11 protein-coding genes and 1 pseudogene are annotated in these 13,470 nt (G+C 71.6%); 6 read left to right on the top strand and 6 right to left on the bottom strand.

What is annotated here, in order from left to right; all coding sequences use genetic code 11:
• A pseudogene (locus tag BCD48_RS52900) lies at positions 1-228 on the top strand (HNH endonuclease signature motif containing protein); the annotation flags it as partial.
• A 191-nt stretch (positions 229-419) separates the two neighbouring features.
• Here BCD48_RS52900 and BCD48_RS10730 read toward each other — a convergent pair.
• Entirely contained in the window at positions 420-1,190 is a 771-nt protein-coding gene (locus tag BCD48_RS10730) for a methyltransferase domain-containing protein (RefSeq protein ID WP_071048203.1), read from the bottom strand.
• Between the two features lie 52 nt (positions 1,191-1,242).
• Positions 1,243-1,989 carry an SDR family oxidoreductase gene (locus BCD48_RS10725; protein WP_071048202.1) on the bottom strand — a complete coding sequence of 249 codons (747 nt, stop codon included), beginning with the start codon at positions 1,987-1,989 and terminating at the stop codon, positions 1,243-1,245.
• Positions 1,990-2,072: 83 nt separating this feature from the next.
• Between BCD48_RS10725 and BCD48_RS10720 the strand changes: the two genes are divergently transcribed.
• On the top strand, positions 2,073-2,543 hold the full coding sequence (locus BCD48_RS10720; RefSeq protein WP_071048201.1) for an RrF2 family transcriptional regulator: 471 nt from the start codon (positions 2,073-2,075) through the stop codon (positions 2,541-2,543).
• A gap of 42 nt (positions 2,544-2,585) precedes the next feature.
• On the opposite strand, the gene BCD48_RS10715 is transcribed toward BCD48_RS10720, so the two are convergent.
• Together BCD48_RS10715 and BCD48_RS10710 are read right to left on the bottom strand one after the other, a co-directional pair.
• The gene (locus tag BCD48_RS10715) at positions 2,586-3,866 is read right to left on the bottom strand and encodes a cytochrome P450 (protein ID WP_071048200.1); all 1,281 of its coding nucleotides are present in this window, start codon (positions 3,864-3,866) and stop codon (positions 2,586-2,588) included.
• Between the two features lie 262 nt (positions 3,867-4,128).
• Positions 4,129-5,268, bottom strand: a complete 1,140-nt coding sequence (locus BCD48_RS10710; RefSeq protein WP_071048199.1) for an alpha/beta hydrolase — start codon at positions 5,266-5,268, stop codon at positions 4,129-4,131.
• Positions 5,269-5,648: 380 nt separating this feature from the next.
• Between BCD48_RS10710 and BCD48_RS10700 the strand changes: the two genes are divergently transcribed.
• Positions 5,649-6,002 carry an alpha/beta hydrolase gene (locus tag BCD48_RS10700; protein WP_131803900.1) on the top strand — a complete coding sequence of 118 codons (354 nt, stop codon included), beginning with the start codon at positions 5,649-5,651 and terminating at the stop codon, positions 6,000-6,002.
• A gap of 133 nt (positions 6,003-6,135) precedes the next feature.
• Here BCD48_RS10700 and BCD48_RS10695 read toward each other — a convergent pair whose 3' ends face one another.
• Positions 6,136-7,467, bottom strand: coding sequence for a sensor histidine kinase (locus BCD48_RS10695; protein ID WP_071048208.1), 1,332 nt, complete (start codon positions 7,465-7,467; stop codon positions 6,136-6,138).
• Positions 7,468-7,764: 297 nt separating this feature from the next.
• On the opposite strand from BCD48_RS10695, the gene BCD48_RS10690 reads away from it, so the two are divergent.
• From BCD48_RS10690 to BCD48_RS10680, 3 genes are all read left to right on the top strand, one after another.
• Positions 7,765-8,439 carry a response regulator transcription factor gene (locus BCD48_RS10690; RefSeq protein ID WP_071048196.1) on the top strand — a complete coding sequence of 225 codons (675 nt, stop codon included), beginning with the start codon at positions 7,765-7,767 and terminating at the stop codon, positions 8,437-8,439.
• 292 nt (positions 8,440-8,731) lie between these two features.
• Positions 8,732-9,424: a hypothetical protein gene (locus tag BCD48_RS10685; RefSeq protein ID WP_071048195.1), complete on the top strand. Its 693-nt coding sequence runs from the start codon at positions 8,732-8,734 to the stop codon at positions 9,422-9,424.
• 241 nt (positions 9,425-9,665) lie between these two features.
• Positions 9,666-11,435 carry a cholesterol oxidase substrate-binding domain-containing protein gene (locus BCD48_RS10680; protein ID WP_071048194.1) on the top strand — a complete coding sequence of 590 codons (1,770 nt, stop codon included), beginning with the start codon at positions 9,666-9,668 and terminating at the stop codon, positions 11,433-11,435.
• Between the two features lie 143 nt (positions 11,436-11,578).
• Here the strand turns inward: BCD48_RS10680 and BCD48_RS10675 are convergent, their stop codons facing one another.
• Entirely contained in the window at positions 11,579-13,405 is a 1,827-nt protein-coding gene (locus BCD48_RS10675; RefSeq protein WP_071048193.1) for a glycoside hydrolase family 15 protein, read from the bottom strand.
• Positions 13,406-13,470: the final 65 nt, after the last annotated feature.

Raw genomic sequence — 13,470 nt, 5'->3', positions numbered from 1 at the left:
CCAGGATGGCAACTCCACCAACCCGAACCAGGCACCTTCATCTGGATCACCCCCACCGGCCGAACCCACCACGTCAACACCACCACCAACGACGAAGAAGGTTTCCTTCCCGAAGAAGACCCACACACCTGGACCACCAACCCCGCCGCCACCACACCCGACACCCAGACCAGGACACGGAACCCGCCGAACAATCGGCCGGATACCGACAACCGTTGTCCCTTCTAGAACCCTAGAACGCACGACCCCACCGCCCGGCCCATCCACCACCACAGACACGAGCCATCGGCCGGCGGGTTTTGTTCGACTTCGAGCAGGCATCGCCGGGCGATGGCCTCGCCGAACTCGCCTACCTGCGCATCGGGTTCCCGACATGCTGGTGCGTCACCACCCCGCCCCGCCAGGCCGGGACCGAGTCCTCAGCGTTTGTGCCCGACGGCGAAGACGCGACGGAACGGCAGCAGCACCCGGCCAGCGCCGTCGACGGGGAATGCCTGCGCCAGGCGCCGCTTCAGTTCCTGCTCGAAGGCGGGGCGCAGGTCGTCCGGCAACGCGGCGAGCGTGGGGCGCAGGCTCGTGCCGGAGATCCAGGTGAACACCGGGTCGGGCCCGGTCAGGACGTGCAGGTAGGTGGTCTCCCAGGCGTCGGTGGCGAATCCCTCGGCGGCCAGGGCACGCCAGTACGCCGCCGGGTCGTACGCCGCCCCCACCTCGACGTCGGCCGTGTGGGCGGCATACGGCGGCTCGGCGGCGAGCTCCGCGCCCAGCGTGTGACTCGGCGCGGCGAAGTTGCCGGGCACCTGGAACGCGAACCAACCACCCGGACTCACCGCGCGCCCGAGGACCGCCAGGAGGTCGAGGTGATCCGCGACCCAGTGGAAGGTGGCGTTCGAGACCAGCACGTCGACGCTTCCGGCCGCCGCGGTGCTCGCCCAGTCGCGCAGGTCGGCGACCTGCCAGGTGATCCGCTCGTCCACGGCCTTCGCGATCATCGCGGGGCTGCGGTCGACGCCGACTACGCGGGCCGCCGGCCACCGGTCGGCGAGCAGGGCGGTCAGGTTGCCGGGGCCGCAGCCCAGGTCGACGACCGTGGCCGGCTCGGCCGAGACCCGGGCCATCAGGTCCGCGAACGGCCGGCCGCGCTCGTCGGCATAGGTCAGGTAACGGTCCGGGTCCCAGGTATCCGCCACCGCAGCCTCCAGACCACCCGACTCCCAGAACAGCACGCTAACCCTCGCGGGCTCACTGCGCCCCGGCGGCCAGCCAGGCGTCGAAGGTGGTGGGCATGATGCGGGCGCCCGGGCCGGGCAGCAGGGCGTTGCCGGCCATGCTGACGCCGTGCGGCCCTTCCCAGGTCGGCACGAGCCGGATCTCCTGGCCGCGCGCCGCGTAGGTGCGCCGCGCCATGTCCACCAGGTCCTGGGTCTCCGGGCCGGCGATGTCGAGCCGCTCGCGCCGGGGCTCGCCGACGGCGGTCTCGGCGAGGACCGCGGCGACGTCGGCCGGGGCGATCGGCTGCACGAGCAGCGGCGCGATGACCGCGGTGCCGTCCCGCTCGGTCCAGGAGGCGACCATGGCGGCGAAGTCGTGGAACTGGGTGGCGCGCACGATCGTCCACGGCACCGGTCCCCGCTCCACGGTGGCCTCCTGCGCCAGCTTCCCCGCGTAGTGCGGGTTCGCCGGCGGCTCCGCCATGCCGACGATGGACAGCGGTACGTGATGCCCCACGCCGGCGCGTTGTTCCGCGGCCAGCAGGTTCGCGGTGGTGGTCGTGAAGAAGTCGACGACCATCGTGACGTCCTGGGACGGGGTGTTCGCGCAGTCGATCACGGCCGCCACGCCGTCCAGCGCCTTGTCCAGCCCGTCCCCGGTCAGGACGTCGACGCCGAGTGACCGGGCGACGGGAGCCACATCGTGCCCGCCGTCCCGGAGGACCTCGCTGGTGAGCCGCCCGATCCGGCCCGTCGCTCCCACTACCGCCACCCGCATCGCTACCTCCCGCACGTCCGGCTATTTCGGAGGAAATATATCCGCAATATCCTAGATCCCGCCACCTCCGATACGGTGGCGGCGTGAGGCTGCCGGAGAGCACCGAGTGGCTGCTGCACTGCGCCGTCACGCTCTCCCTGCTGGAACCCGGGCAGGCCGCCTCCGCCGGCCAGCTCGCCGACTACTACGACCTGCCCCTGCCCTCCCTGGCCAAGCAGCTCCAGGCACTCGTGCGTGCCGGCGTGCTCACGGCGACGACCGGCCCGCGCGGCGGGTTCCGGCTGGCCCGGGACCCGGCGGACATCACGGTCCTGGAGGTCGTCGAGGCGGTCGACGGCACCGCCACCCCCTACCGGTGCCGCGAGATCCGGCAGCGCGGCCGCGGCGCCCTGCCCAGCGAGGACTGCGCCGCCCCGTGCGTCCTCGCCACCACCATGGCCCGGGCGCACCAGGCCTGGCGCGACAGCCTGAGCTCCGTGTCACTCGCCGACATCGCCGGCGATCTTCCACCCAGCGCACCGGGTCGTACCCGCCGGCTCCTTCCGCAACGGTGAACCAGGCGCCCCCACCGCGGGCCGCGGGCTGGCGCCGGGTCGCTAGCGGGGGGTGAAGTCGCAGGTCAGCCGCTTGACGCCGTTGATGAAGCTGCTGGCCAGCCACTCGGGCTCGCCGACCGCCCGGATGTCGGGGGCCTGGGCGAACAGCTCGCGCCACATCACCGAGATCTCGCGGCGGGCCAGGTGGGCGCCGAGGCAGAAGTGCGGGCCGGCGCCGCCGAAGCCCAGGTGGGGGTTGGGGTCGCGGTGGACGTCGAACCGGTCGGCGTCGGCGAACACGGCCTCGTCACGGTTCGCCGACGAGTAGAACAACAGCACCTTGTCGCCGGCGCGCAGCCGCTGCCCCGAGACCTCGACGTCCTGGGTGACCGTGCGGCGCATCCAGCGCACCGGGCTCGACCAGCGCACGATCTCCTCGACGGCGGTCCGGCTCACCCCCGCCACGTCGTCCCGCCAGGCGGCCCGCTGCTCCGGGAACGCCGTCAACGCGAGGAGCGCATGGCTGATCGCGGTGCGGGTCGTCTCGTTACCGGCGACCAGCAGCAGGATGAAGAACGAGGCGATCTCGCTGTCGTCGAGGCGTTCACCGTCGACCTCGGCGAGGGCGAGCGCGGTCGTGAGGTCGTCGGTCGGCTCGGCCCGCCGGCGCGTCGCCGTCTCCTGCAGGAGGTCGGCGAGCTCCGCGCCGGCGCCGAGCAGGGCGGCCACGATGTCGGCGCCCTCCGGGACGTAGTCCGGGTCGCCGGAGCCGAGGATGACGTTCGTGCAGCGGAAGACGTCGCCGTACCGCTCCTGCGGCAGGCCCATCATCCGGCAGATGACCTCCAGGGGCAGCCGGGCGGCGACCCGCGAGACGAAGTCGCCCGGCCCCTCGGCGACCAGGTCGTCCACGATCGTGCGGGCGATCGCGGCGATGTCCTGCTCGGTCTGGGCGATGATGCGCGGGGTGAACGCCCGGGAGACGATGCGCCGCAGCCGGTGGTGCCGCGGCGCGTCGAGGTTGATCATCCCGCCGAAGAACTCGAGGAAGTCGGGCGGCAGGTCCTGGATCGAAGTCGCCCCGCGGGCCGAGGAGAAGGTCCCCGGCTCCGAGCTGATCCGGACGATGTCCGCGTGGCGGGTGACCGCGAAGTAGCCAGCCCCGGACGGGATCAGATCGTTGGCAAAGGGCGGCTCCAGGTAGGACGGCAGGCCGGGCCGCGCGCGCAGCAGAGCGAACGCGGCGGCGATCTCGGCACGCGGCCGGACCCAGAAGGCGAGGTCGGAAAGGTCGACGTCGTCGACCGCCCCAATCGGACCGGCACCGATGGCGGTTGACATGGCTCTGCGTCCCTCCTGTCGTACGGCTGAGCTGCCCTCGTCCGCTGCCACGATCTACGCGCCCGCGACGCTTCGTCGTCCCGGCGCGCTGCCCGCCGACGACAGGCCGTGGCCGTCCGGGGCCGCGCCCACAGGGGCGGAGCCCCGGTCCCGGTAAGTGTGACCTGGATCGCACGACCTGGTGATCGGAGACGACATACAGGTCTCCACGGGATCGTCGGCGTCTCGGGTGGCCCGTCTGGACCCGCCCCTCACGGCCGGCTCAGCTCAGGTCCGGGGGTGGCGCCACAAGCGGTTCGGGCAGGTACTGGGCGATCCAGTCGATCGCCGGCCCGAAGGCCGCGGACCATACGCCCCAGTTGTGCCCGCCGGACGGGGCCAACGCCGTCGTCGTCGGGAGCGACCGCGCGTAGCGCCGCAGAGTCGCGGTCATCGCACGCGCCTCGTGCATGGCGCCCGGGTCGCCGCCTGACGCGGACAGGTAGAGCGCGGGCGCGACCGGGCTGTGGTAGCGGACCCACCAGATGGGCGAATTCTCGCGGCTGGCGAACCTCGCTCCCTGGTAGAGGTTTGCCGTCCCCGGGTCCTCGCCGGCGGTGAAGTAGCCCGACAGGCTGGCCGCCGCGGCGAAACGCTCGGGGTGGTGCAGCGCCAGGTTCACCGCGCAGAATCCGCCGGTGGAGATGCCCAGCGAGGCCCAGGAACGGGACGTGTCCACGCGGAAGGTCCGGGTGACGTCGTCGAGGACGTCGACGGTGAGGTAGGTCTCCCACTGCGCCCCGTCGACGGCGTTGACGCATTCGGAGCTCTGGCCGCCCGCGTAGACCTGCGGGATCACCAGGACCACGGGCGGGACCCGGCCGGCGGTGATCTCGGTTTCCAACCGGGTCTGGATGTCCATCAGCTGGGGGAAAGTTTCGGGTGAGCCAGGGTAGCCGTGGAAAACCTCCACCGCGGCGAACCGGCGCTGGGTGTTGCCCGTGAAGTAGGCCGCCGGCAGGTAGAGCAGCCCGTGGTGGGTCAACCCGCTGTGCTTCCCGGGGTACAGGACGTTGAGCATGATCCCGTGGCCGTGCAGCGCATCCCGGTGACCGAGCACGGCCCAGTTCGGGGTCAGCACGGCCATCCGGTAGCCGTTCCCCGGATGGCCCTGCACCGCGAGGCTGTGGGCGCTGGCCGGGCCGCCGAGCAGATCCGAGACTGATGTGTAGAAGCCGTAAGAGCGGTTGACCTGCGCGAGCGCAATGATTCCACCAAGCATCATGATCATCAGAAGGCTGACCGCGCGCCCGGGCAGTGCCCACCGACCGGGCCACCGCATCCACGACTGGTATGTGCCCGCGGCGCTCGCCAGGCCGACCACGCTCAGTAGGAGCATGAATGGCCACCCCGTGAGTGTCATCGGACCTCCATGTCGACGTTGACGAGTGTCAGTGTCGTGGTCGAACACGAGAGGACGATGAGAATTCTGGCCGGTCTGCCCCGGCCGGGATGGCTCCGCGCCCAGGCGCGGGCCCATCGGCCATCGTAGATCATCTTTGGTATCGGGTGATCGCGGACGGGTGGCGGGTGGTGGCCGCCATGCGGACACCGAGCGGGTGGACGCGGTGGACGGGACCGATCCGGTCGCGTCCCTCGCGCTCGGGCCCGAGGTGGCCGCCGTTGAAGGCACCCGCTGCCGGGACGGATGTGACCGGCCGGAGCATCGACCCGCCGGGCTGACCAGGGACGACGCGCTTTCCGGCGGGGGCTGATGGTACACATCGTTCTTTCGGTGTTCGGATGCTTATATGGGGTCACGTGGCGCCATGCGGGTCTCCTCTGACCGAGCCGACGCATACCGACGGGCTCGCCCCGCTGCTCGGGACGGGGCCCGCCGCGCGCGCCGCGGCCTGGGCCAACAGCCCGGACGCGTACGTGCCGACGCTGCGGACCGGCCCCCGCCCGATCATCTGGCTCGACGCCGGGACGGGCGACCAGGTGGTCGCGCACGGCCTGGTGCGGATGCGGGCGGAACTGGCGGCCAGCGGCTTCCCCGTCTCGCTGCGCCTGCGGCCGGGCGGCCACACGTTCGCTGTGTGGCGTCCCGCTTTCGCCGCGGCGCTCTCCTGGTACACGACCAGCCTCGAACCCTGATGTCCGAGCCGAACCTTCCCCGGGACGGGCGAACGGCCGAGATCGCCCGCATCGTCCCGGGTCCAGACCGAGGGATCAACTGCGTTGACCTGCCGGCGGGCGCGGACGGCGTGGATCGCGGCCTCGGACGGAGCTAGGTCAGCGGGAGCCCGACGGTCACGACGGCGCCGCCGAGCGGGGCGCCGTTGCGCACCTGGACGCTGCCGCCGTGCGCGACCACGATCGCCCGGACGATGGACAGGCCGAGCCCCGCGCCGGTGGTCGTGCGGGCGGCGTCGCCGCGGACGAACCGTTCGAAGGCCGAGTCCACCAGGTCGGGTGGAAAGCCTGGCCCGTCGTCGGCCCAGGCGACGGCAGTGGTGTCCCGGTCGGCGGTGATCCGAACGTCGGCCGTGGTCGCGCCGGCGGCGGCGCTGTTGGCGGCGAGGTTGGTGAGCACCTGGCGCAGCCGGTCGGGGTCCGCCTCAACGACCACGGGCTCGCTGTGCACCTCGATGCGTAGGCCGGTGACCCGGCCGAGCGCGGCCGCCTCGGCGAGCGCCAGGTCGGTCAGGTCGACCGGTTGGCGGTGCACGACCAGGGAGCCGGCCCGTTCGCGGGCCAGCAGCAGCAGGTCCTCGGTGAGCCGGGTGAGCCGGTCGACCTGGCCACGGGCAGCGAGCAGGGACTGTTCGACCTCGCCACGGTCGTCGAGCGCGGTCAGCGCCAGGTCGATCTCGCCGCGCAGCACCGCGATCGGGGTCCGCAGCTCGTGGCTGGCGTCGTCGACGAACGCGCGTTCGCGGGTGAACGCGACCGCGAGCCGCGCGAGCATGCTGTCCAGGGTGGCCGCGAGGCGCGCGATCTCGTCGTCGCCGTGAACGGGCGGCAGCCGTTGGGTGCTGTCCAGACTGGAGATCGCCGCCGCCTGGCGGGTCAGCGCGTCCACCGGGCGCAGCGCGGCCCGGATCAGGATCCAGCCCAGCGCGGCGAGCGCCGCGATCAGCAGCGGGGCGGCCAGCAGCAGGACCATGAACTGCCGGTCGCTGGCCCGTTCCACGGAGGTCGCGGCGACGCCGACGGTCAGCACCAACCCGGATGCGCCGACCGGCTGGGACCGCAGCCGGACCCGCAGCGGCGCGCCACGGTAGCCCAGTGGCAGGTCCCGGCCCACCAGGACGGCGTCGTGGACGGCGCGGACCTGCTCGGCGTCCAGCAGCCGCCGGCCGCCCAGCTCCGCCGACCCGGTCACCACCGTGCCATCGGCGGCGTACACCTGCGCCATCGGATCACCGGACACGACGGTGCGATCCCCGGTCCGGACACTGACCGCGAGGTCACCGGCGCGGTCGGCCAAGTCGGCGTCGAGAGCGCCGCGCAGCTGCCGGTCCAGGACGACGTAGAGCAACGACAGACCCAGGACCAGCACGATCACGGTGCCAGCGATGAACGCCATCAGCAGCCGCGTGCGCACCGACCGCCGCATCAGCCGCACCGCACCACCCCCACGTTCACGTTCCTCTCATGCGTTCCGGCCCATCCTGACAGTCATGCCTGAGCAGATCGCACGCACCGAGCGCCATACCCGCCGCGTGCCTCGGCGCGCTCTGTACGCGGTGGCGGGCAGCGTCACTGTTCACCCATGCCGGGGACACACGCACCACGGATTGACGGTGTAGCCATGACGACGCCAACAGTTCCCGCCTCACGGTCGACGACGCCGGCCCCGGCAGGTGCCACGCACGGATGCGACCAACCGAACAATCAAACCTATTCTCGGCACATGAGGCTGCTCGTCGTCGAGGACGACACCGCGATGGCCGCGATGTTGACCCGCGGTCTACAACGAGCCGGCTATGCGGTCGACACGGTCGCTACAGGCACCGACGCGGTGTGGAGCATCACCGAGACCGACTACGACGTGGTGGTGCTGGACGCGATGATCCCGCCGCCGGACGGGTTCGACGTCTGCCGGCGGATCCGCGAGCAGGGACGCTGGGTACCGGTCCTCATGCTCACCGCCCGCGACGGCGTCCAGGACAAGATCCACGGTCTGGACGCCGGCGCCGACGACTACCTCACCAAACCGTTCGACCTGCAGGAACTCCTCGCCCGGGTCCGTGCGCTGACCCGCCGTGGCCCGATGGAGCGCCCGACCGAACTGCGCGTCGGTGATCTGGTCCTCGACCCGGCGACCCGCAACGTCCACCGCGGACAGTCGAATGTCGCGCTGTCGGCGAAGGAGTTCGCGTTGCTGTACGAACTGATGCGCCGGCCCGGACAGACGCTGAGCCGGACGTACATCATCAACCACGTCTGGGACTTCTCCTACGACGGTGTCTCCAACGTGGTGGACGTGTACGTCCGCTATCTGCGCGACAAGATCGACCGGCCGTTCGGCCGGTCCACCATTCTCACTGTCCGGGGCGCCGGATACCGGCTTGACCCGCATGCCTAAAACGGCGCCCGGCCGGCCAGGCCGGCCATATCGACCTGACGACCGCCGTCGCTTCCAACCGGAACGCAAGGCGATACCGTTGCGCGCCGACGCTCCTAGCCGAGGCCAGAGCACGCCGCCGGAATCCTGTTCCCGGCAATCCGCTGACGCGAGGCAAGGGCAGAGGTGGGGGCGTGACAGTGGACGCACTGGGCGTGGACGTCGGCGACGGCGCGAATACCGCCGATGAGAACGACGACGCACGTGACCCGGCCCCAGGCCACCGATCCGCCAGCACGACCGACAGTCCGCAATGACCACGGGACACGCCGTGGCGCTCGCGTTCGCCGTGGCCGCCGCCGTGAGCTATGGCGCCGGTTCGATCGCCCAAGCCGAAGGCGCCCGCCGCGCGCCCGACACGCTACGGGCGCTGCGCCATCCGCTGTATCTGGCAGGCCTCGGCTGCGACCTGCTGGCCTGGCTCGCGTCCGTCGCAGCGCTGCGGACTCTGGCCGTCTACCAGGTCCAAGCCATCCTTGCCGGTTCCCTCGCCGTCACCGTCCTCGGCGCCCGGGTCGTCCTGGCCGCCCGGATCCGCCGCCGCGACGCCGCGGCGGTCACCGTCCTCGCGCTCATCGTCGTGGCAGCCGCCGCCGGGCCGCAGGAACTAGCCGATAGCGACCCGGGCCCGGACCCGGGCAGCCCGGATGGCATACGACACCTGAGGCCGAGAGACCAAGCTGGTTTTTGCGTCTCGGGTCTGGACGCAGGGACTTCGACCAGGACGCGGCGTCACCGTCATGTAACGCATGATCGCAGGCCAAGAGCGACCCGCCATCCGATCACGGGACGCGTCAGCGGAATCCCCGCCTCCACGGCAGGACGGCCCACGCCCGGCCGAGGACTCCGAGACTCGGACATGAGCGATGATCCGCGATCCGCGAAGGATCCTCTTGACGGCCCGAGGGACGTCCGAGATCATCTCCCTCGCGGCGAGCGTTTCTGACGAACCATCAGATTTGAACCAGTCAAACCAAGAGAGACGATCGCAGCCCTCGGAGGCACCAGCCGTCACCGCTCAGATCGTCTCCAGCCCTCCCAGCCCTCCCAGCCGTTCGACGGCCCTGCTCGGACGTGGCCCCGCCGCGTCCCGGCGCCCGTCCGCTCGCGCCTGCCGCCGTGCCCAGCCGGATGTGGGCGGCGGGCCTGGTCCGTGAGACGGCGCCGACAAGCCCGGAAGGGACACCATGACTCGTCATCACGACCCCGCACCACGGCACCATCCGGACGAGGACCCTGATCGGGCTCACGCCTCGCGTCGGGCCGTCATCGCGGGAGCGGGCCTGACCGCGTTCGGCCTGCTGCAGTGGACGCCCGCCTTCCGGCTGACGCCCGCGGAGGCGGCCACCCCCGCTCCCCCGGGCTTCCCGTCGTCGATTCCCCTCTACCAGCAGGCCTTCCAGAACTGGTCCGGTGAGATCAAGGTCGACAACCTGTGGACCGCCGCGCCCGCCACGCCCGCCGACGTGGTGACCATGGCGAACTGGGCGCATGCCAACGGCTGGCGATTACGGCCGCGGGGCGCGCGGCTGAACTGGTCACCACTGGTGGTACCGGCGGGCGCATCGGGCGTCGTGCTCGTCGACACCACCGCGCACCTCACCGCGATCACCGTCCACGCCGGCAGCCCGGCGTCGGTGACCGTCCAGCCCGGCGCCACGGTGGACGCCGTGCTGGCGGCGCTCGAACCGGCCGGCTACGGGCTGACGGCGACGCCCGCGATCGGCGAGAACACGATCGGCGGCGTGCTGGCGGTCGGCGGCCGCGGGACCGGGATAGCCGCCCAGGGCGAGACCCTCCCCGCCGGCCATACCTTCGGGTCGCTGAGCAACCTGGCGGTCTCGCTGACCGCCGTGGTCTGGGACGCCGGCCAGAACCGCTACGTGCTGCGCACCTTCCAGCGCGGCGACGCCGAGGCCGGCGCGCTGCTCGTCCACCTGGGCCGGGCGTTCATCACCGAGGCGACGCTGCGGGTGGGGCCGAACCGGCGGCTGCGCTGCCAGAGCTGGTTCAACGTCAGCGCCGACACGCTGTTCGCTCCCCCGGCCTCGGCCGGCGCCCAGTCCTTCGCGAGCTACGTGAACTCCAGTGGCCGGGTGGTGTGCATCTGGTTCCCGTTCACGGCCAACCCCTGGCTGCGGGTCTGGACGGTGAGCCCGAACAAGCCGCTGCTGTCCCGGCAGGTCACCAGCCCGTACAACTTCCCGTTCAACGACATCATCCCGAAGGAGGTCTCGGATCTCCTGGCACAGATCATCACCGGCGACGTCTCGCAGACCCCGACGCTGATGCAGACCCAGATCAGCCTGGTCGGCGCCGGCCTGATCTCGACGGCGAGCTGGGACATCTGGGGCTGGTCGAAGAACCTGCTGTCCTACGTCAAATCGAGCACGCTGCGGATCACGACCACCTGCCACGCGATCCACACCCGGCGCGCGGACATCCAGCGGGTGGCCTCCGAGTTCTATGCCTTCTACAAGAGCAAGCTGGCCGAGTACCAGGCGCGCGGCCAGTACCCGATGAACGCCCCGGTGGAGTTCCGCGTCACCGGCCTCGACAATCCCGCCGACTCGCAGGTGCCCGGCGCGCGGCCGGCGCTGCTGTCACCGCTGCGGGCGCGGCCGGACCACCCGGAGTGGGACGCGGTGGTGTGGGTCGACGTGGTGAGCGTTCCCGGCACCCCGTACCAGAACCAGTTCTACCGGGAGCTGGAGACCTGGCTGCGTAGTAACTACGCCGGGGCGTACGCCGCCGTCCGGCCGGAATGGTCGAAGCGCTTCGCGCACACCGACGCCGGCCCGTGGACCGACCCGGCGGTGCTCGCCGCGGCGATCCCGGCGAGCTACTCCGCCGGCGCCCCGGCCGGGGCCGACTGGAACGCGGCCCGGGCGATCCTCTCCGCCCTGGACCCGCACCGCGTGTTCAGCAACGCCTTCCTGGACACCCTGCTGCCCTGACCCCCGAGCTGCCCTGACCCCAGAGCTGCCCTGGCCACCCAGCTGCCCTGACCCCCGACGCGGCGGACGAAGGCGAGGCCTCGAAGGGAGCCTCGTCCGGCCGGTCGAGCCGAGAGGTGGAACACCGGGCTGAGCACGACCCGTCAGCCGAGGGCACGGTCCAGGTTGAACGCGGCGCTGATCAGCGACAGATGGGTGAAGGCCTGCGGGAAGTTGCCCTGCTGCTCGCCGGCGCGGCTGATCTGCTCCGCGTAGAGGCCCACGTGGTTGGCGTAGGTGAGCATCTTCTCGAAGGCGAGCCGCGCCTCGTCGAGCCGCCCGGCCCGGGTCAGCGCCTCGACGTACCAGAACGAGCAGATCGAGAAGGTGCCCTCCTCGCCGCGCACGCCGTCCGGGCTCGCCTCGGGGTCGTAGCGGTAGACCAGCGAGTCGGACACAAGCTCCTCGCCGAGCGCGTCCAGCGTGGACAGCCACTTCGGGTCGGTAGGCGAGACGAACTTCGCCAGCGGCATCATCAGCACGGAGGCGTCCAGGACGTCGTCGTCGAGGTGCTGGACGAACGCCCGCCGGTTGGCGGACCAGCCGCGGCGCATGATCTGCCGGTAGATCGCGTCGCGGCAGCCCCGCCAGCGCACGATGTCGGCGGGCAGCCCGCGGTGCGCCGCCATCCGGATCGCCCGCTCGACCGCCACCCAGCACATCAGCCGCGAGTACAGGAAGTTCTTGCGGCCGCCGCGGGTCTCCCAGATGCCCTCATCGGGCTGGTCCCAGTGGTCGCAGACCCAGTCCACCAGGACGCAGACCTCGTCCCACAGGCCGCTGGAGATGGGCTCCCCCCACTTGTCGTAGAGGTAGACGGAGTCGAGGAGCGCCCCGTGGATGTCCAGCTGGAGCTGGTCGGCGGCGGCGTTGCCGACCCGGACCGGGGCGGAGTCCCGGTACCCGCTGAGATGGCCCAGCTCATCTTCTGGCAGCTCACCGCGGCCGTCGATGCCGTACATGATCTGGAGCGGGCCGCGGGGGCAGTTGTCGCGCAGCGCGACGCGCTCGGACAGGAAGTCCATGAACGCCCGCGCCTCGTCGGTGAACCCAAGCCGCAGCAGCGCGTAGACGCAGAACCCCGCGTCCCTGACCCACACGTACCGGTAGTCCCAGTTGCGCTCCCCGCCGATCTGCTCGGGCAGGCTGGTCGTCGGGGCCGCCACGATCGCCCCGGTCGGCGCGTAGGTGAGCAGCTTGAGGGTCAGCGCGGAGCGGTGCACCATCTCCCGCCACCGCCCCCGGTAGCGGGACGCGGCCAGCCACCGGCGCCAGAACGCCACCGTGGCGGTGAACTCCTGCTCGGCCTCGGCATGGGGACACCCGCGCGGCGCGATGTCACCGCCCACCCGGTCGAGGGCGAAGACCGCGGACTCCCCCTCCAGCAGCTTGAAGATCGTCCACACGTCCCGGCCGTCCCCGTCGAGCGGCACCGTGGCGGTCAGCGCGAGGGAGAGCGACGCCGACTCGAACAGCGTCGCGCCGCCCTCGGTCCTGACGGTGTGCGGCAGCCGGGCGTAGTCGAACCGCGGGGCCACCCGCGCACGCATCGGGATGGACCCGCGCACGCACACCACGCGGCGGATCAGCCGGTGCCGGCCGACCGCGCTCGCGTCGCCGATGATCGGCATGAAGTCCTGGACCTCGCCCACGCCGTCCTCGGTGAAGAACCGGGTGATCAGGACGTTGGTGTCGGGGAAGTAGAACTGCTTTGACCTCGCCGGCGCGTCGGCCGTCAGCTCGAAGCGCCCTCCCCGGTCCGCGTCGAGGATCGAGCCGAAGACGCTGGGCGCGTCGAAGGACGGGCAGCAGTACCAGTCGATGGTCCCGTCGGTGCCCACCAGGGCGACGGTGCGCAGGTCGCCGATCAGCCCGTGGTCGGCGATCGGCAGGTAGCGCGGGCCCCCGGCCCACCGGTCCTGCCCGGTCATAGGCCTGTCCTTCCCTACGCGGCCGGGCCAGTAACGACCGCCGCCGTTCGCCGCTTCGCGCGCCG

It is taken from the genome of Pseudofrankia coriaricola, assembly GCF_001854805.1.
Classification (GTDB): domain Bacteria; phylum Actinomycetota; class Actinomycetes; order Frankiales; family Frankiaceae; genus Pseudofrankia.
This window is presented reverse-complemented; position numbering and strand designations above follow the sequence as displayed.